We start from the raw sequence: 16,697 nt of genomic DNA, 5'->3' as shown, positions 1-16,697 counted from the left end.
CGGCCATCTGGTCCGGTGTTCCAGACCCCGGAGGATGCGCCATGTTCGAAACCCTTGGCTTTCAGTCGCTGACAGCGCCGCAGGTTGCGGTGGTCTTTGGCGTGGGGCTTGGCCTGCTGTTTGGCCTGCTGGCGGAACGCACCGCCTTCTGTTTCCGCCGCGCGCTGGTGCGCGAGGACGCCCCGCAGGCCCGTGGCGTCTGGCTGGCGGGCTTTGCCGCGGCCCTGCTCGGCACGCAGGCGGCGGTGGCTCTGGGCTGGATCAGCTTCGGCGATCATCGCTTTTACGCGCAGGCCCTGCCGGTGGCGGCCATCCTTGCGGGCGGGCTGATGTTTGGCGCGGGCATGGTGCTGACGCGGGGCTGCATCTCGCGGCTGACCGTGCTCACCGGCTCGGGCAACCTGCGCGCGCTGACCGTGGTGCTGGTCTTTGCCGTCACCGCCCATGCCACGCTGAAGGGCCTGCTGGCGCCGCTGCGCACCACGCTGGGCGGCGTCACGCTGGATCTGGGCACGCTCACCGGCTTTGCCGCCCTGCCCGGCGGCGCGCTGGTCTGGACGGCGCTGCTGGCGGCGGGCGCGCTGGTGCTGGCGCTGCGCTCCGGCGCGCGGCCCGCGCTGCTGGCGCAGGCGGCGGCGCTGGGTCTGCTGGTGCCGCTGGGCTGGGTCGGCACCGGGCTGGCGCTGCAGGATGAATTCGACCCCATCGCGGTGGAAAGCCTCGCATTCACCTCCAGCATGGCGGACAGCCTGTTCTGGGCCATCGCCGGCACTGCCGTGCCCGCGAATTTTGGCGCAGGTCTGGTGGGCGGCGTGCTGCTGGGGGCGCTCGGCTCCGCGCTGGCCAGCCGCAGGTTCCAGTGGCAAAGCTTCTCCTCCCCGCGCGAAACCGGGCGCTATCTGGCGGGTGCGGTGCTGATGGGCGCGGGCGGCGTTCTGGCCGGGGGCTGCACCGTGGGTGCGGGCCTGTCGGGCACCGCCACCCTGTCCTTCGCGGCCTTTCTGGCGCTGGCGGCCATCGCTGCGGGGGGCTTGGGAATGGCGGCCCTGCTGCAGATCCGGCCCGCCCTGCAGCCCGCAGAATAGATCACGAAAAAATCTCGTATTTCCGGGAACCTGCGGGTCTGTTCCCGCGTTTACGGGGAAATGTGGCAGCGTGCCCCGGCTTTTGCCGGGGTTTTGTCACGATGCCGCAAGACAGGGAAACGACCAGATCACGCCGACCACCATCGCCCCGACCGCCTGCCCGCCTGCCCCCGCAGCAGAGAGCTTCCGTCACCTCCTTCGCCGCAGCACCGCCCGCGATCATCATCGCGTCGAGAAGCTGTTTGCCCCGATGCTGGCGGATCCGGTCCGCCATCTGGATCGCTTTCTGCAGGCGCAGGCCGCAGGCTTCGCCGCCCTGAGACAGGCCGCGCCCGATCTGCCCGGCGGATCGGTGCTGCCGCAAGTGCTGGACGTGCTGCGGGCCGACTGTGCCGCGCGCGGGCTTGCTGTGCCCCGCCTTGCCGCCCCCCACCGGCTGGACCCGCTGGCGGCAGAGTATATCGCGACCGGATCCCGTCTGGGCACGGAGGTGCTGCGGCGACGGCTGACCGAGGCGGGCCATGCCCCGCTGCCCCGCTCTTTCACCGCCACGCAGGCCCCGGCAGAGTGGCGCGCGCTCTGCACCCTGCTCGACGGCATCGACCCCGCCAGCCCCCGCGCCGCCCGGATCTGCGCCGATGCGCGGCGGGCCTTCCAGATCTTCGCGCTGGCCGCGCAGGCCCCCCCAGCGGCATCTCCCCCGCGGCAAGCCCCGCCGCGCCCCGCCCAGACACGGAAAGACCTTCTTCTTGGCTGACACGTTTTCCCCCGAAACCGGCACGGCGCCCGTCGACCTGACCAATTGCGACCGTGAACCGATCCACCAGCTGGGCCGCGTGCAATCCTATGGCGCGCTGCTGGCGGTGTCGCAGGACTGGATCGTGCAGCACTGTTCGGAAAACGCAGCCGGACTGCTTGGCCTGCCCGAAGACAGCCTGCTGGGCCGTCCGCTGTCGGATCTGATCGTCAGCGACGGGTTCGAGCGGCTGCGCAGCAACCTGCGTGCCGCCGGACAGCAGGACGGCACCACGCGGCTTTTTGACGTGGTGCTGACCGCACGGGGACAGGGCTTTGACGTGTCGATGCATTACAGCGGCGCGCATCTGATCGTGGAGCTGGAGCCGAAGACCCCGCGCCGCGGCGGCGACGTGATGAGCGAGGTCTATCCGCATATCCGCGCCCTGCCCCCGGAGGCGGGTCTGGCCGATCTTGCCCGCGAGGCGGCGCGTGGCCTGCGCGCGCTGTCAGGCTTTGACAGCGTGATGGTCTATGAATTCCAGCCCGACCAGTCGGGCCGGGTGATCGCCGAAGACCGCGCCGACCGCGGCCCGCGCTACATGGGCCAGCGCTTTCCGGCCTCGGACATTCCCGCGCAGGCGCGCGCGCTTTATGCCCGGGCGCTGCTGCGGCTGATCGCCGATACCGAGGATCCGGGCGCCGCCATCCTGCCGCCGCAGACCGTGACCGGGGCGCCGCTCGACCTGTCGCTGTCGGTGACGCGGGCGGTCTCGCCCATCCATATCGAATATCTGCGCAACATGGGGGTGCGTGCCTCGATGTCGGTGTCGATCATGCGCGACGGGGAGCTGTGGGGGCTCTTTGCCTGCCACCATGACAGCCCGCGCTACATCGATTTCGAACGCCGCACCGCCATAGAGATGTTCGCCCATCTCTTCGCCTATGAGCTGGGCCGCCATCTGGAGCGGCAGAAGGCCAAGGCGCAGGCCGACATGGCGCAGCTGCAGAGCCGTCTCATGGCGCATATGGCCAATGGCGCGGCCCTGCCCGAAACGCTGCTGTCGGTGTCCGACGACCTGCGCGCCGTGATCCCGCATGACGGCATGGTGCTGTTCACCGACGGCCATGTCCATGCCACCGGCGACACCCCCACCGAAGAAGAATTCCGCGCCCTTGCCCGCGTCTTCGACCGCAGCATCGGCTCGGGCGTCTTCGCCTCGGAACATCTTGCCGAGGTGCATCCCCCTGCCGCGGATTACGCCGGACGCTGCGCGGGGGTGCTTGCCATCCCGATCTCGCGCCGCCCGCGCGATTACATCGCCCTCTGCCGCCGGGAACAGGTGACCACGGTGGACTGGGCGGGCGATCCCGCCAAACCCGCGACGCTCGGCCCCAACGGCGTGCGGCTGACCCCGCGCAAAAGCTTCGAGGTCTGGCAGGAAACCGTGCGCGGCCGTTCCGCGCCATGGTCCCCCCATGCCCGCCATGCCGCCGACCTGCTGCGCACCGTGCTGCTGGAGATCTTCCTCAAGATCACCGATGCCGCCTCCGAAGAACGCCGCCATGCCCAGCAGCAGCAGCAGCTTCTGATCTCGGAACTGAACCACAGGGTGCGCAATATCCTGAACCTGATGCGCGGGCTGGTGGCGCAGACCAAAAGCAGCGCGCGCAGCCTTGGCGAATTCACCGCGAACCTAGACGGGCGCATCCAGTCGCTGGCCCGCGCCCATGACCAGCTGACCGCCGAACGCTGGGAGCCCGCCTCGCTGAAATCGCTGATCACCTGCGAGTTTGATGCCTATGCCCAGCCCGGCGCAAGACGGCTGCGCATCGACGGGCCCGATGCACTGATCGGCCCCAATGCCTACACGGCGCTGGCGCTGGTGCTGCACGAGATGACCACGAATTCGGTCAAATACGGCGCGCTCTGCGACAATTCGGGATCGGTGCGGATCACCCTCTCCGAAGACAGGGGCGGCGCGCTGGAGATCCGCTGGGTGGAACGCGGCGGCCCGCCGGTAAGCCCGCCCAGACGGCGCGGCTTCGGCACCACGATCATCGAAACCTCGATCCCGCACGAGCTGAAAGGCGACGCGCAGGTGGATTATCACGTCACCGGGCTCGAGGCCCGCTTCCGCATCCCGCCCGCCCATGTCACGGCCTTCCTGCCCGAGGACCAGCAGCCCGCCGCAGCCCCCCAAGCAAGGGCCCCCCGCGCCCCGGCGGCTCTGCAGGGGCGCGGTCTTGTGGTCGAGGACAGCCTGATCATCGCGCTTGACGCGCAGAGCACGCTGGAAGCGGCAGGCGCCTCCGAGGTCACCATCTGCGCCTCGGTCTCCGAAGCGCTGGCGACCATCGCCGCCGGACCGCCGGATTTTGCGCTGCTCGACGTCAATCTGGGCAAGGAACAGTCGGTGCCGGTGGCGGAACGGCTGGCGGAACTGGGCATCCCCTTCGTCGTCGCCACCGGCTATGGCGAGGCGCAGGAGATCATCGCGGCCTACCCGCCCTGCGAGATCGTGCAGAAACCGTTTTCGGAACACAGCCTCGCCGAGGCCTTCCGCAAGGCGCTCGACCGTCAGAGCTGACCCGAAAAAAAGGGGCGGGCGCGCGGCCCTGCCCCTTCATCTTGCCCCTAAACTCCGGGGGTGAATGCGGCAAAGCCGCAGAGGGGGCAGCGCCCCCTCCCTTGGGAGCGGGCTCAGCCCTTCTTGCCCAGATGCTTCTTCAGCGCGCCGGCATTGCGTTCGCGGCGGCCCTTGTAGGGGTTTTTGTCGCCCTGCCCGCGCAGCACTAGCCGGATCGGCGTGCCGGGCATGTCGAAGCTCTCGCGCAGCCCGTTGACCAGATAGCGCGAATAGCTGTCCGGCATGTCCTCGGGGCGCGAGCACATCACCACAAAATGCGGCGGTCGGGTCTTGGCCTGCGTCATGTAGCGCAGCTTGATGCGGCGGCCCTGCGGCGCGGGCGGCGGGTGCGAGGACACCATCGCCTCCAGCCAGCGGTTGAGCTGCCCGGTGGTGACGCGGCGGTTCCACACCTCCCACGCCTTCATGATCGCGGCCTGCAGCCGGTCCAGCCCGCGCCCGGTCTTGGCCGAAACCGTGACCAGCGGCGCGCCGCGCAGCTGCGGCAGCAGCCGGTCGAAGGCCTCCTTGAGATCGCGCAGCTTTTCCTGCTTGTTGTCTTCCACGTCCCATTTGTTGACCGCGACCACCACGGCGCGGCCCTCGCGTTCCGCCAGATCGGCGATGCGCAGATCCTGCTGTTCAAAGGGGATGGCCGCGTCGAGCAGCACCACCACGACCTCGGCGAATTTCACCGCGCGCAGCCCGTCGGAGACCGAGAGTTTTTCCAGCTTTTCCTGAATCTTGGCGCGCTTGCGCATGCCTGCGGTGTCAAAGACCCGCATCGGCACGCCTTCCCAGTCCAGCCGGACCGAGATGGCATCGCGGGTGATGCCCGCCTCGGGGCCGGTCAGCAGCCGTTCCTCGCCCAGAATGGCGTTGATCAGCGTGGACTTGCCCGCATTGGGCCGCCCCACCACGGCGATCTGCAGCGGCTTGCTGGCGGTGGGCAGGACCAGCTTGGCCTCCTCGCCCTCGGCGAGTTCGCCATCGGTGTCCAGTTCCACCTCGGTTTCGGGCGCCTCGGCCTCGGCGCGTTCGTCAAAGGCATCGGCCAGCGGCTGCAGCATGGCGTAAAGTTCGGGCATGCCCTCGCCATGTTCCGCCGAAATCCGCACCGGTTCGCCCAAGCCCAGCCCGTAAGCCTCCAGCACGCCCGCATCGGCGGCGGAGCCTTCGCCCTTGTTGGCGGCAAGGATCACATGGGCGGCGCGCTTGCGCAGGATTTCCGCAAAAATCTCGTCGGTGGGGGTCACGCCCACCCGCGCGTCGATCATGAAGAGGCAGATATCGGCCATGTCCACCGCGCGCTCGGTCAGCTTGCGCATCCGGCCCTGCAGGCTTTCGTCGGTGGCCTCTTCCAGACCCGCCGTGTCGATCACGGTGAACCGCAGATCCCCCAGCCGCGCCTCGCCTTCGCGCAGGTCGCGGGTCACGCCGGGCTGGTCATCGACCAGCGCCAGCCGTCGGCCCACAAGACGGTTGAACAGCGTGGACTTGCCCACATTGGGGCGGCCGACGATGGCAAGGGAGAAGGACATCAGCTGCGCTCCATGATTCCAAGCGGGTCGAGTAGCGCATTTTGCGCCAAGGCGAAAGGGCCGACCGGCGAAGCGGTCGGCCCTTTCGGGTCCGGAGGGGGGCCGCCCGCTGCCGCTGTGGCGGCGGAGCGGGCAGTGCGGGGGCGCTGCCCCCGTCCCCTTGCGGGGACTCCCCCGGGATATTTGCAGCCAATGGACGCGCCGGAGCGGTCCGGGCGGCGGCGTTACTTCAGGTCGTCCGGCAGCAGCGCGTCGGGCAGGTTCTGGTAGCTGACCGGGCGCAGGAAGCGGCGGATCGACATGGTGCCCACGGAGGTGGCGCCGAAATTGGTCGAGGCGGGGTAAGGTCCGCCATGGACCATCGCATCGCTGACTTCGACCCCGGTCGGGAAGCCGTTGACCAGCACGCGGCCTGCCTTGCGCTCCAGCACCGGCATCAGGCGCTGCGCCAGCGCGGTGTCCCCCTCGTCCATGTGGAGGGTCGCGGTCAGCTGGCCTTCGAAGCCGCGGGCCAGCGTTTCCATCTCGTCCGCGCCGGAGACGCGCACCACCAGACCCAGCGGGCCGAACACCTCTTCGCCCAGCGCGTGATCCTGCAGGTAGTTGGAGGCATCGGTCTGGTAGAGGTTGGGGGCGGCGTTGCGGCCTTCGCTGTCGGTGGTCAGCACCGGCTCCACGGCATTGCGCCCGTCAAAGCGCGCCTTGCCGTCCTTGTAGGCCTTGGCGATGCCGTCGGTCAGCATGACCTGCGGTGCGGCGCCTTTCAGAGCCTCGGCGGCGGCGGCGACAAAGGCGTCACCCTCGGGGCCGGTCTGGACCACGGCGATGCCGGGATTGGTGCAGAACTGGCCCGCGCCCATGGTGAGCGACCCCGCCCAGCCCTTGCCGATGTCGGCCCCGCGGGCCTTGACCGCTTCGGGCAGCAGGAACATCGGGTTGACCGAGCCCAGTTCGCCGAAGAAGGGGATGGGTTCGGGACGCTGCGCGCAGAGATCGAACAGCGCGCGGCCACCGCCGAGCGAGCCGGTGAAGCCCACGGCCTTGATCAGCGGGTGCTGGACCAGTGCCTGACCGACATCGCGCTTGCCGCCCTGGATCAGGCTGAACACGCCCTTGGGCATGCCGCAGCTTTCGATGGCGGCGTGCACGGCTTCGGCGACGATCTCGCCGGTGCCGGGATGGGCGGAATGGCCCTTGACCACAACCGGGCAGCCTGCGGCCAGCGCTGCGGCGGTGTCACCGCCTGCGGTGGAGAAGGCGAGCGGGAAGTTCGAGGCGCCGAAGACCGCGATCGGGCCGATCGGGCGCTGCACCAGCTTGATGTCCGGGCGCGGCAGCGGCTGACGGTCGGGCAGCGCGCTGTCATGACGGCGGTCCAGATGATCGCCCTTCAGGATATGTTCAGCAAAAAGCCGCAGCTGGCCGGTGGTGCGGCCGCGTTCGCCGTTCAGGCGGCCTTCGGGCAGGCCGGTTTCCTGCGTGCCGATCTCGGTGATCTGGGCGGCGCGGGCTTCGATCTCGTCGGCGATGGCGTGCAGGAATTTGGCGCGCGCCTCGCGCGTGGTGTAGCCATAGGTCCAGAATGCCTCTTCCGCGGCGCGGCAGGCTTCATCGACCAGCGCCGGGGTGCCCACGGAAAACTGATGCACGGGACCATGGGCCGGTTCGGAGGCGAAGGTCGTGTCGCCCGCGACCCATGCGCCAGCGATCAGATGTTTGCCATGAGGGGTGAAAACGGGTTGGTCGGACATGTGGTCGTATTCCTTTCGCTTGTGGCGGACCCGGGCCGGAGCCCGGGGGATTCGAAAAATGGTATACCAGAGGCGAAGCCCGTGCCGTCAAGGCATGATGGGCCCGCAGCGGGGTTTTCGGCCTCTCTCGGGCCGGACCGGGATGGCGGCTCCCGCTTGGGAGCCGCCATCCGGATGCACGCATGCGCAGGGACAGGCCGCTGGTGAGTTGCGCCCCGGTCACCAGCCGGGGCATGTCACGCGATCAGCGCGAATCCTCGTCCCCCCGGTCGGCGTCGGTCAGCGCCAGAATAAGGATCGCGATGACGATGAGAGCGGCCAGCCCCACGATAAAGATATCGACGGACATGGCTGTCTCCCTTTGCAGTCACAGCAGGAACGCCGCCGGGGCAAGGGCAGTTCCGGAACCATTTCCCGCATTGCCCGGTTGGATTGGACAAATCGAGGAAGGGGCGGACCTATGCTTATCAGTCTGACGGACCTGCTGTCGTGGCGCGTGCGCGCGGGAGAGCGGCGGCTTGCGCTGCATGACCTGCTGTTCGAGGCCGAAACGCGCAGGCTGGTCTATGTCATGGTGGAACCTGCGGGGCTGGCCCCCGGCGACCGCGTGCTGATCGCGGCTTCGGCGCTTGGGGTGCCCGAGGCGGAGGCGCAGGAGATGCCGCTGCACCTGCGCGAGGACGAGCTGGACCGTGCGCCCCGCTGTGGCGGCGGCCATGACGAGATGGTGGCGATGCTGGCCGCGATGCCCCCCATGGTGATCGGGCCGTTTGGCGCGCCCTCTGCGCCGCTGCTGATGCCCGAGCATGAACGCCCCGGCGAGGACGAGCCCGATCCGCGCGCACAGGCGGCGCTGGCGCGCTATGACCGGCTGGGCGACTGGCTGGGCCATCCGGTCTTTGCCCGCGACGGCGAGGCGGGCACCGTGTCGGATCTGCTGTATGATCCGGTGGCGGGGGAGCTGACCCATATCGTCGTCGACAATGGCAAGCTTTTTGGCCACCGCCAGCGCGCCGTGCCGATGTTTGAACTGGTGACCCGCGCCGAGGCGGAGCGGGGCGGCCATGTGGTGCTGGATCTGACGCTGGCCGGGCTTGAAACCGCGCCGCTGGCCAGCGACATGCTGTCCCCCGAATGACCCCGCAGCGGGGTCTCGCGCGGCGGCCCCTGCTAGCCGCGCGGCTCTGCCGCCATCGCCTCTGCCGCGTCCATCTGGCTGGCGCGGCTCTGGCGGGCGCGCGCCGCCGCGACCAGCGCGCGGAACAGCCGCCGGTGGGCGCGGCGGTAGACCAGATATTCCGGATGCCACTGCACCCCCACCGCGAAGGGGTCGCTCATCCGTTCCACCGCCTGCACCATGCCGCCCTCGTCGCGCGCGGCGATGCGCAGACCCTTGCCCAGATCATCCACCGCCTGCGAATGCAGCGCGTTCACGTTCAGGCAGATCGCCCGCGTGGTGCGCGCCAGCAGCGTGCCCCGCGTCACGTCCACCCGTTTGCGCGGCAGCACCGTGTTGAACTTGCGAGAGGGGTGCACGGCATAGGCATCGGCATGCAGCGTGCCGCCCAGCACCACGTTCAGCATCTGCGCGCCGCGGCAGATGCCGAGGATCGGCAGGCCCCGGTCAAAGGCGCCGCGCAGCACCTCCTGTTCCAGATCGTCGCGGGCGGGGTCAAGCCGCACCCCCACCGACAGCTCGCCGCCGTAAAGCGTGGGCGTGATGTCATCGCCGCCGCCGATCACGACGCCATCCACATCATCCAGATCGACGGCCCGGTGTCCCGCCTGCCAGCGCAGCGCCCGGCCCCCCGCCAGCCAGACCGCCAGCGCCATGAAAGGAAAGACCCGCCAGCCCGAGCGGCGGGACACCGTGACCCCGATCCTTGGCTTCACAGGCCCGCGCCCTCCAGAAGCCCGCCCGACCGCCATGCCCAGTCCGCCCGGATCGAGGTCAGCGAGGCGCGGTGATCGCGCCATGCCTCCTTGAGCCGTTCCAGCAGGTCGGGGTTTTCCGCCACCTGTTCCACCAGAACCCAGCGGTTCCATTCCAGCGCCAGCGACCAGTCCGGCTCGTCGATGCGGCAGTCGGGCAGGCGCCAGTGATAGGTGGGCCGGGGCGAGATCAGTTCCATGTCCATGCTGCGCGCGACGCGGGGCCGGTCAATCTCGGCAAAGATGCACATCATGTCCAGCCCGTGATTCCGCGTGGGCGCCAGCCGCAGATAGGTGTCCATCAGCGCCGTCATGTCGGCGGGGGCATCGCGCGCCGCCAGCCGGTCCACCAGCGTGCGCGGATAGGGATCGACCCATGTCATCAGCCGCCGCGCCAGATCGGTGCCGGTGCGGCGGCGCAGGTGATCCTCGATCAGCGCATGGGCGGTGAGCACCGGCGCCACATCGGCAAAGTCCAGCGACACCACCTCGGGATTGAAATGCAGGCCGAAGCCCGACAGCATCCCCGCCCCGGTGCCCTCGGCCCCGGCCTCGCGCAGCGCCGCCATCGCCTCGTCCAGCGGTGCCAGATCATCGACCTGCAGCGGATCGCTGACGATCTCCACCGGCACCACGGCGCGGGCCAGATCGCGGATATGGTTGCCCAGCCCGTCATGATGCAGCGCCTCCAGCGGGCGGCTGTCCAGATAGACCTCGAACCTGCCCAGGCGGCTGTCCTCGACCAGCCAGCGACCGGGACGCTGTTCATGGGCGCGCCCGCCCAGCACCTCGGTCAGGACGCCCGCCACCTGCTCTTCGGTCAGGCCGGAAAACTCCACCTCCACCCCGACGCGGCGGGGCTTGCCCGCAGCGGTCATCGGGCGCGGCAGGGGCAGCGGCCTTGTGTCGGGCGCAAGGTCAGAAATTGGGGACATTGGGCACCTTGTCGGGAACGCTTGGGTCGGGGATGAATTCTTCCAGCGCGAAGCGGATCGCCACGCGGTAGCCGTCGGCCACCGGCCCCTGCTCCAGCTGGCCGCCCAGCTGCATCGCAAAGGCCTGCATCAGCTTGGAGCCGAGCCCCGCCGGTTCGCCGTCAAACCGCCGCTCCTGCGCCACGGCTTCGGAATCGCCGGTATTGACCACCTCCAGCAGCGCGCGCCGCCCCGGTTCGCGGCGCAGCACCACACGCACGGCGATGCGGCCATCGGCGCCGGGTCCGGCATATTTGGTGGCATTGGTCAGCGCCTCGGCGGTCAGCAGCGACAGCGGCACCGCCTGATCGGGCACGGCCTCGATATCCTCCGCCTCGACGCTGACATCGGTGTCGGAATTGGCCACCTGACTCATCTGCGCCACCATGTCCTTGAGCAGCACGCCCGCATTCACATGGCCCAGATCCTCGGTCTGGTAGAGGTTGCGGTGGATGGTGGCCAGACTGCGCACGCGGTCCTGCAGCCGGTGCAGGATGGCGCGGGTCTCGTCGTTGCGGGACTGGCGGATCTGCATGTTCATGATCGAGGAGATCAGCTGGAGGTTGTTCTTCACCCGGTGGTGCACCTCCTTCAGCAGGATGGTCTTTTCACGCAGGGCATTTTCCTGCAGCGCCTCGTCGCGCAGGATCGCATCGGCCATGTCGAGGAAGTCATCCTCCATGTCCGCCAGTTCGGCAGGCATGGCGCCATCCCGCGCGTCGGGCACGCGGCGCGACAGGGCAAAGGCGCGCATCCGCCGCGACAGCCGGTGAATGTGGCGGATCACCAGCCGGTTGACCGCCAGAAACGCCACCACGACCGAGGCCGCCCACATCAGCAGCGGCAGCGCCACCGCCACCATCGCCAGCCCGCCGACGCTGATCGCCTGCGCCTCGGCGTTCTGCGGGCTCCAGATCCCCAGCGCGTGGATCATCCCCGGCACCAGCGGCGCGGAGGCATAGACGCGGGTCTCGCCATCGGCGCTGCGTGCGGCAAAGCTCTGCGGCTTGGCGCCGATCAGGCTTTGCAGATCCAGATCGGCGGGCAGCAGATCCTCCACCTGCGCGAACTCGTCGCGCGCCGACAGGATCTCGCCGTTTTCATTGATGGTGATAAGCTCTTCGAAATCGGCGGGGACTTCGGTGTTCTGCCCGCGCGGCAGCAGCGTCGAGGGCACCGACAGCAGCACATGCCCCGCCAGCGCGCCGGACAGGAAAAACGGCTGCGCCACCACGATGACCGACCGCCCGCTCATCGGGCCCTGCGGGTTGAGCCATGCCGTGGCGCCCGGCGTGTCCACCAGCTGCGCGAGGCGGGGATAATCCTCGATCCGCATCTCGATGGCCATGGAATTGCACACGATGGTGCCGTCCCGCGTCATGATCGCGGCAAAGCTGTAACCCGGAGAGGCGGTCAGATAGCTGGCCAGACGGCGCGAACAGTCGGCCCGGTCGCCCAGCGACTGGCCAAGGGTCGCGCCAATGGCCTGCGCGCCGCCCTGCGCGCGCAGAATCGTCTCGCGCTCGCCAAGGGCCGCCGTCTCGGTCAGCGCCACAAGGCTCAGCTGCGACCGCAGACGGGTTTCCTCTGCAAGTTTGGTTGTCTGGAAATAGGCAACGACCCCAATCGGCACCAGCGCCAGAGAAAGAAACAGGATGATCCGCGCGGCCAGCCCGGTAGGCCTTAGCCGCCACACCCCAGCGGTCCCGGTCATGACACCCTTTCTTGTTCTCCGGCTCTGATGGTCGGTCGCCGCATCGCGGCGTCCGGCCCGTCGTTCTGTTCCGCGCATCGCGGCACCCCTTCCGGCGTTCCCTGTCTTACGCCGGGCAGTGCTGTCTCAACCCAAGGCGCCGGCCCTCGACCCGGACACAACCGCCATGGTCGCCTGATCCGTCATCTCAAGCTCGTCGTTTTCGTCAAGCTGCAATAGCTCGCTCAGTCTGGCCCGCGCCCGGTTGACGCGGCTTTTGATGGTGCCGACCGCGACTCCGCAGGTTTCCGCAGCTTCTTCGTAAGAGAAACCCTGCGCTCCCACAAGAATTAGCGCCTCGCGCTGTTCATCCGACAGCAGGATGAACGCGCGGCGGAAATCGGCCATCTGCAGCCGCCCGTCATGGGCAGGTTTCTCCGACAGGCTTTCGGTGAACACGCCCTCGGAATCAGACACCTCGCGCCCCGCCTTGCGCCGGTTCGAATAGTAGGTGTTTCGCAGGATGGTGAACAGCCATGCCCGCATGTTCGTGCCCTGCTCGAATGTGCCGATCTTGGTCCATGCCTTGACCAGCGTGTCCTGGACCATGTCATCGGCCAAGGCGCCGTTACGGGTCAGCGAAAAGGAAAATGCGCGCAGGGCCGGCAGGTGTTCCACGATTTCATCGCGGGGATCGGCGCTCATGCCACATCCTCGCCCTTGCCGGCCGCGTCGGGCGCGGGGGCCTCGTCCTGAGACTTCAGTTGCGAGATGAGGTCAAGAAAGCGGTCTGGCACCTTCTCGTCGAGCATGTCCTGGTACACGCGCCGAAGGTTTTCATCTATGACTTCCGCTTCCTTGGGATTTCTCCGTGAATGGGGCATTTTATTCTGGTCGATCCTTGGCTCTGGGGTGCGCGTCCGCGCACTTTTCTTTGTATATCTCTTGTTGTCGCGGAACCAATGCGCAGATCTGGCGTTGGGTTCCCGAAAAAAGCGAAAAAGGATGAATTCATGACACAGGGTGATTTGGGCCAGACCATCGGCGCCGCCCTTCCCTATCTGCGGCGCTACGCTCGGGCGCTGACCGGGAGCCAGACCACCGGCGACAATTACGCCGCCGCCACGCTTGAGGCGATTCTTGCCGATCGCGGGGCGATGTCGGAAGCGTCCGGGCCGAAGGTCGGTCTCTTTCGCGTCTTTCACGGCATCTGGGCCAGCACCGGCGCCCCCGTCGTCGACGAGGATTCGGGGCCGCGCGCCGCAGCGCAGGCCCGGCTGGGCAAGCTGACCGCCAACAGCCGCGAAGCCCTGCTGCTGCACACGATCGAAGAGTTCACCCTGCCCGAAGTCGGAGAGATCATGCAGATCGGCAGCGACGAGGCCGGGCAGCTGGTGTCGCTGGCGCGGCAGGAAATGGCGGATGCGGTGTCTGGCCGCGTGCTCATCATCGAGGATGAGGCGATCATCGCCATGGATCTGGAAAGCATCGTCGCCGATCTGGGCCACCGGGTCACCGGCGTGGCGCGCACCCGGGACAAGGCGGTGGATCTGGCGCAGCGCGACATTCCCGATCTGGTGCTGGCCGACATCCAGCTTGCCGACAATTCCTCGGGCATCGACGCGGTGAACGACATTCTGGCCAGCATCGGCCACCGTCCGGTGATCTTCATCACCGCTTTCCCCGAACGTCTGCTGACCGGCGAACGGCCCGAACCGGCCTTCCTGATCTCCAAACCCTATTCCGAGGATCAGGTGCGCTCTGCGGTCAGTCAGGCGATGTTCTTCTCCTCCACCGAGACGCTGAAGGCCTGACAGGCCGCTCTGCGATGGATCAACGCCCCTTTCCGGATGGAGAGGGGCGTTTTTTATGCCCCATCCTGCGGGGAAGGTGGTGAGGGCCGGGGCGCATGGCGCGCTCACCGGCCCGGCTGGACGGGTCACGCCCGGCGCACCAGACGCATGATCAGCGTCACCACGAACAGCACGAGGAAGATGAAGAACAGCACCTGTGCGATGCCTGCGGAGGCGGACGCGATGCCACCAAATCCGAACACGGCGGCGACGATGGCAACGATGAAGAAAAGAAGTGCCCAGTACAGCATGATAAGGTCCTTTTGTCAGAGAATGTAGGGTCAGACCACCGAGCGCGACGACCGCGGCCCCGCGATGAGCCAGATGATGAAGCCGAGGATCGGCAGCACGAGGATGAGCAGCACCCAAAGCACCTTTGCTCCCGTGCTGGCGCGCGACCCGATGACCGAGACAATCGCCCAGATGTCGAGCGCGAGGACAATGAGGCCCCCGATGCCTGCATATTCCATGGCAGGTTCTCCTTCGTTTCATATGGCGGGAAGCCGTGCCGCTCCGGCCCGGCGGGACAACCCGCCAGCCCCGCCGGGCCAGAGCCCCGCGCGATCCGTCTTCCTGTGATGTGGGCCCCGGCACCCATGGCACCGGCGTTCCTGTGTCAAGAACCCCCGAGCAGAAAAAAGGTTCCGTCCCCTGCCCGGGCCGCGCAAGCCGTTGCGGCGGCGGAGTTTCTTAACAATTAAGAATTGCGTGTCCGGCAGGGGCGACGCAGTCTGGACCCAACACGGAGGAAGGAGACCCCCATGCGCCTGCTGATCGCCGCGACCCTTGCCTTGACCACCACCCTGCCCGCCGCCGGTCTGGCCGATGACCACGGCCCGACCGAGGCGCAGGTCACCCAGATCATGACCCTGCTGGAGGGCATGGACTGCGAGATGGATGTCGATGACATCGAGATGGAGGAGGGCGGCGGCTTCGAGCTTGACGATGTCTACTGCGCCGATGGCCAGTATGACATGGATCTGGACGCCGCGATGACCGTCACCAACAAGCGCAAGGAATAACCGCAGATTCGGAACGGCAGTCCGTTTCTCCCGCCGTTTCCGTTGCCGGGACGCCGCCTGTTCTCCGCAGGCGGCGTTTCCATTTCTGCCGCCTTGGCCCTTGCCGGCAGCGGGCTGCCGCCGCAGAGTGGCGCGCGCAGGACAGGGGGAGTTTTGGCATGGACGAGGCACAGATCACCAACCGGCTGATGACGCTCTGGGGTGGCACCGGGCAGGACGCGACGCTGGAGGTGGCCGACATGGAGGCCGCAGGGCGCATCCGCAGCCGGATGCACCAGCTGCGCGCCGGGGCGGGCGACCGCGTCGCCGGGCGCAAGATCGGCTTTTCCAACCGCACGCTCTGGCCGCTTTACGGTGTCGACGGGCCGATCTGGAATTACGTCTGGGACAGCACCGTGATCGAGGCCGAGGCGGGCGTGGCGGAGATTCCGCTTCATGCCCTGCCCGAGCCCCGGATCGAGCCCGAGATTGTGCTGCATCTGGCCCGCGCCCCCGAACCCGGCATGAACGAGGCCGATCTGATGGGCTGCATCGACCGCATCGCCCATGGCTGCGAAATCGTGGTCTCGGTCTTTCCGGAGTGGCGGTTCAGCGCGGCGGGGGCGACCGCCGCCTATGGGCTGCACGGGCGGCTGGTGGTGGGGCCGTGGTTCGAAACCCACCGCAACCCGCAGGCGCTGGCGGCGCAGCTTTCGGATTTTGGCGTGGCGCTGCGCCGCGACGGTGCGCTGCTGGACAGCGGCCATGCGCGCAACGTGCTGGGCGGCCCGCTGAGCGCGCTCCGCCATCTGGTCGAGGCGCTGGCACAGGAGCCCGATCCCGCCCCGCTGCAGGCGGGCGAAATCATCAGCACCGGCACGCTGACCGACGCCCATCCGGTCCAGCCCGGCACGGTCTGGAGCACCGAATTTCAGGGGATCTCGCTGCCCGGGCTCGAGATCCGCTTCGTCTGACCTGTCGGCATCCGGCCCTTCGGGGCCGGTGCCCTGCCCCGGTCGCCGGGCCCATGCGCGGATCGTTTCGCGGAACCGCTGCCGCCGCGTGAGTCGTTTGGCGCGGCTGGCAGCCGCAATCTGGTATACCATTGTATCCCGCATCATTTTGTCACACCCGCCGCGCGGCGGCCCGTGCCGCCATTCCCGTCATCGCGGAAAATCCCCCCTGTCCGCAGGCTATTGAATCCATGCGATATTCCGGGGTGATGCAAATAAATTTGCACCATACGCGTTGATCCGGAAAATACTTTACAAATAAACCCTTATATTCCCGAGGGTTATTTCATTATTTTCGCTTCCCGGTATGATCCTTGCAGGGATGGAGATGTGCAGCCTGCGGCGCGCATCGCGAGATTTAAAACTGGGAGGTGTCCATGAAGGACGAGGTTCAATCCACCACGGGTGCGTTTGCCCCCTCGGCGGAATTTGTGTCGCGGGCGCATGTGGATGCGTCCGGGTATGAGGCGATGTATGCGCGGTCGCTGT

Annotated in this window: 16 protein-coding genes; 7 read left to right on the top strand and 9 right to left on the bottom strand. The window is 67.8% G+C overall.

Going from position 1 to position 16,697, the window contains the following annotated elements; translation table 11 throughout:
- Nucleotides 1-41 precede the first annotated feature (41 nt).
- From VK682_RS12145 to VK682_RS12135, 3 genes are all read left to right on the top strand, one after another.
- Nucleotides 42-1,085, top strand: coding sequence for a YeeE/YedE family protein (locus VK682_RS12145; RefSeq protein ID WP_324782010.1), 1,044 nt, complete (start codon nucleotides 42-44; stop codon nucleotides 1,083-1,085).
- Nucleotides 1,086-1,155: 70 nt separating this feature from the next.
- Nucleotides 1,156-1,842: a heme oxygenase-like domain-containing protein gene (locus tag VK682_RS12140; protein WP_230796892.1), complete on the top strand. Its 687-nt coding sequence runs from the start codon at nucleotides 1,156-1,158 to the stop codon at nucleotides 1,840-1,842.
- Nucleotides 1,835-4,411, top strand: coding sequence for an HWE histidine kinase domain-containing protein (locus VK682_RS12135; RefSeq protein ID WP_230796893.1), 2,577 nt, complete (start codon nucleotides 1,835-1,837; stop codon nucleotides 4,409-4,411). Before VK682_RS12140 ends, VK682_RS12135 begins: the two co-directional genes overlap by 8 nt.
- A gap of 113 nt (nucleotides 4,412-4,524) precedes the next feature.
- On the opposite strand, the gene der is transcribed toward VK682_RS12135, so the two are convergent.
- Nucleotides 4,525-5,991: a ribosome biogenesis GTPase Der gene (gene der / locus VK682_RS12130; RefSeq protein WP_230796895.1), complete on the bottom strand. Its 1,467-nt coding sequence runs from the start codon at nucleotides 5,989-5,991 to the stop codon at nucleotides 4,525-4,527.
- Between the two features lie 224 nt (nucleotides 5,992-6,215).
- On the bottom strand, nucleotides 6,216-7,742 hold the full coding sequence (locus VK682_RS12125) for an aldehyde dehydrogenase (NADP(+)) (protein WP_324782009.1): 1,527 nt from the start codon (nucleotides 7,740-7,742) through the stop codon (nucleotides 6,216-6,218).
- 460 nt (nucleotides 7,743-8,202) lie between these two features.
- Here VK682_RS12125 and VK682_RS12120 point away from each other — a divergent pair, with 460 nt between their 5' ends.
- Complete coding sequence (locus VK682_RS12120; protein ID WP_324782008.1) at nucleotides 8,203-8,880, top strand: PRC-barrel domain-containing protein; 678 nt, start codon at nucleotides 8,203-8,205, stop codon at nucleotides 8,878-8,880.
- A 32-nt stretch (nucleotides 8,881-8,912) separates the two neighbouring features.
- Here the strand turns inward: VK682_RS12120 and VK682_RS12115 are convergent, their stop codons facing one another.
- From VK682_RS12115 to VK682_RS12095, 5 genes are all read right to left on the bottom strand, one after another.
- Nucleotides 8,913-9,671: a gamma-glutamyl-gamma-aminobutyrate hydrolase family protein gene (locus VK682_RS12115; protein WP_230796900.1), complete on the bottom strand. Its 759-nt coding sequence runs from the start codon at nucleotides 9,669-9,671 to the stop codon at nucleotides 8,913-8,915.
- A complete protein-coding gene (locus tag VK682_RS12110) occupies nucleotides 9,632-10,609 on the bottom strand; it encodes an amidoligase family protein (protein WP_230796902.1) in 978 nt (325 codons plus the stop codon). Before VK682_RS12110 ends, VK682_RS12115 begins: the two co-directional genes overlap by 40 nt.
- Nucleotides 10,593-12,362 carry a sensor histidine kinase gene (locus VK682_RS12105; RefSeq protein WP_089849849.1) on the bottom strand — a complete coding sequence of 590 codons (1,770 nt, stop codon included), beginning with the start codon at nucleotides 12,360-12,362 and terminating at the stop codon, nucleotides 10,593-10,595. Before VK682_RS12105 ends, VK682_RS12110 begins: the two co-directional genes overlap by 17 nt.
- Before the next feature lie 126 nt (nucleotides 12,363-12,488).
- On the bottom strand, nucleotides 12,489-13,046 hold the full coding sequence (locus VK682_RS12100; RefSeq protein WP_089849846.1) for an RNA polymerase sigma factor: 558 nt from the start codon (nucleotides 13,044-13,046) through the stop codon (nucleotides 12,489-12,491).
- Entirely contained in the window at nucleotides 13,043-13,225 is a 183-nt protein-coding gene (locus VK682_RS12095) for a NepR family anti-sigma factor (protein WP_089849844.1), read from the bottom strand. Before VK682_RS12095 ends, VK682_RS12100 begins: the two co-directional genes overlap by 4 nt.
- Before the next feature lie 129 nt (nucleotides 13,226-13,354).
- Between VK682_RS12095 and VK682_RS12090 the strand changes: the two genes are divergently transcribed.
- Nucleotides 13,355-14,155, top strand: coding sequence for a response regulator (locus VK682_RS12090; protein ID WP_089849841.1), 801 nt, complete (start codon nucleotides 13,355-13,357; stop codon nucleotides 14,153-14,155).
- 125 nt (nucleotides 14,156-14,280) lie between these two features.
- Here the strand turns inward: VK682_RS12090 and VK682_RS12085 are convergent, their stop codons facing one another.
- Together VK682_RS12085 and VK682_RS12080 are read right to left on the bottom strand one after the other, a co-directional pair.
- Complete coding sequence (locus VK682_RS12085; protein WP_089849839.1) at nucleotides 14,281-14,445, bottom strand: DUF1328 domain-containing protein; 165 nt, start codon at nucleotides 14,443-14,445, stop codon at nucleotides 14,281-14,283.
- 30 nt (nucleotides 14,446-14,475) lie between these two features.
- A complete protein-coding gene (locus tag VK682_RS12080) occupies nucleotides 14,476-14,664 on the bottom strand; it encodes a PLDc N-terminal domain-containing protein (protein WP_089849835.1) in 189 nt (62 codons plus the stop codon).
- A gap of 291 nt (nucleotides 14,665-14,955) precedes the next feature.
- On the opposite strand from VK682_RS12080, the gene VK682_RS12075 reads away from it, so the two are divergent.
- Both VK682_RS12075 and VK682_RS12070 read left to right on the top strand, forming a co-directional pair.
- A complete protein-coding gene (locus VK682_RS12075; protein WP_089849833.1) occupies nucleotides 14,956-15,216 on the top strand; it encodes a PepSY domain-containing protein in 261 nt (86 codons plus the stop codon).
- A gap of 158 nt (nucleotides 15,217-15,374) precedes the next feature.
- Nucleotides 15,375-16,169, top strand: a complete 795-nt coding sequence (locus VK682_RS12070) for a 2-keto-4-pentenoate hydratase (protein ID WP_230796904.1) — start codon at nucleotides 15,375-15,377, stop codon at nucleotides 16,167-16,169.
- The last annotated feature ends 528 nt before the right edge of the window (nucleotides 16,170-16,697 follow it).

Origin of the sequence: Salipiger marinus (assembly GCF_035481585.1) — a bacterium.
Lineage (GTDB): Bacteria > Pseudomonadota > Alphaproteobacteria > Rhodobacterales > Rhodobacteraceae > Salipiger > Salipiger marinus.
The sequence above is the reverse complement of the archived record's forward strand: the minus strand, read 5'-3'. Positions and strand labels throughout refer to the sequence as shown.

Coding starts and splice junctions, on each gene's coding strand:
- VK682_RS12145 (WP_324782010.1), top strand. CDS start 42: ATGTTCGAAACCCTTGGCTTTCAGTCGCTGACAGCGCCGCAGGTTGCG.
- der (WP_230796895.1), bottom strand. CDS start 5,991: ATGTCCTTCTCCCTTGCCATCGTCGGCCGCCCCAATGTGGGCAAGTCC.
- VK682_RS12125 (WP_324782009.1), bottom strand. CDS start 7,742: ATGTCCGACCAACCCGTTTTCACCCCTCATGGCAAACATCTGATCGCT.
- VK682_RS12120 (WP_324782008.1), top strand. CDS start 8,203: ATGCTTATCAGTCTGACGGACCTGCTGTCGTGGCGCGTGCGCGCGGGA.
- VK682_RS12115 (WP_230796900.1), bottom strand. CDS start 9,671: ATGGCGGTCGGGCGGGCTTCTGGAGGGCGCGGGCCTGTGAAGCCAAGG.
- VK682_RS12110 (WP_230796902.1), bottom strand. CDS start 10,609: ATGTCCCCAATTTCTGACCTTGCGCCCGACACAAGGCCGCTGCCCCTG.
- VK682_RS12105 (WP_089849849.1), bottom strand. CDS start 12,362: ATGACCGGGACCGCTGGGGTGTGGCGGCTAAGGCCTACCGGGCTGGCC.
- VK682_RS12100 (WP_089849846.1), bottom strand. CDS start 13,046: ATGAGCGCCGATCCCCGCGATGAAATCGTGGAACACCTGCCGGCCCTG.
- VK682_RS12095 (WP_089849844.1), bottom strand. CDS start 13,225: ATGCCCCATTCACGGAGAAATCCCAAGGAAGCGGAAGTCATAGATGAA.
- VK682_RS12090 (WP_089849841.1), top strand. CDS start 13,355: ATGACACAGGGTGATTTGGGCCAGACCATCGGCGCCGCCCTTCCCTAT.
- VK682_RS12085 (WP_089849839.1), bottom strand. CDS start 14,445: ATGCTGTACTGGGCACTTCTTTTCTTCATCGTTGCCATCGTCGCCGCC.
- VK682_RS12080 (WP_089849835.1), bottom strand. CDS start 14,664: ATGGAATATGCAGGCATCGGGGGCCTCATTGTCCTCGCGCTCGACATC.
- VK682_RS12075 (WP_089849833.1), top strand. CDS start 14,956: ATGCGCCTGCTGATCGCCGCGACCCTTGCCTTGACCACCACCCTGCCC.
- VK682_RS12070 (WP_230796904.1), top strand. CDS start 15,375: ATGGACGAGGCACAGATCACCAACCGGCTGATGACGCTCTGGGGTGGC.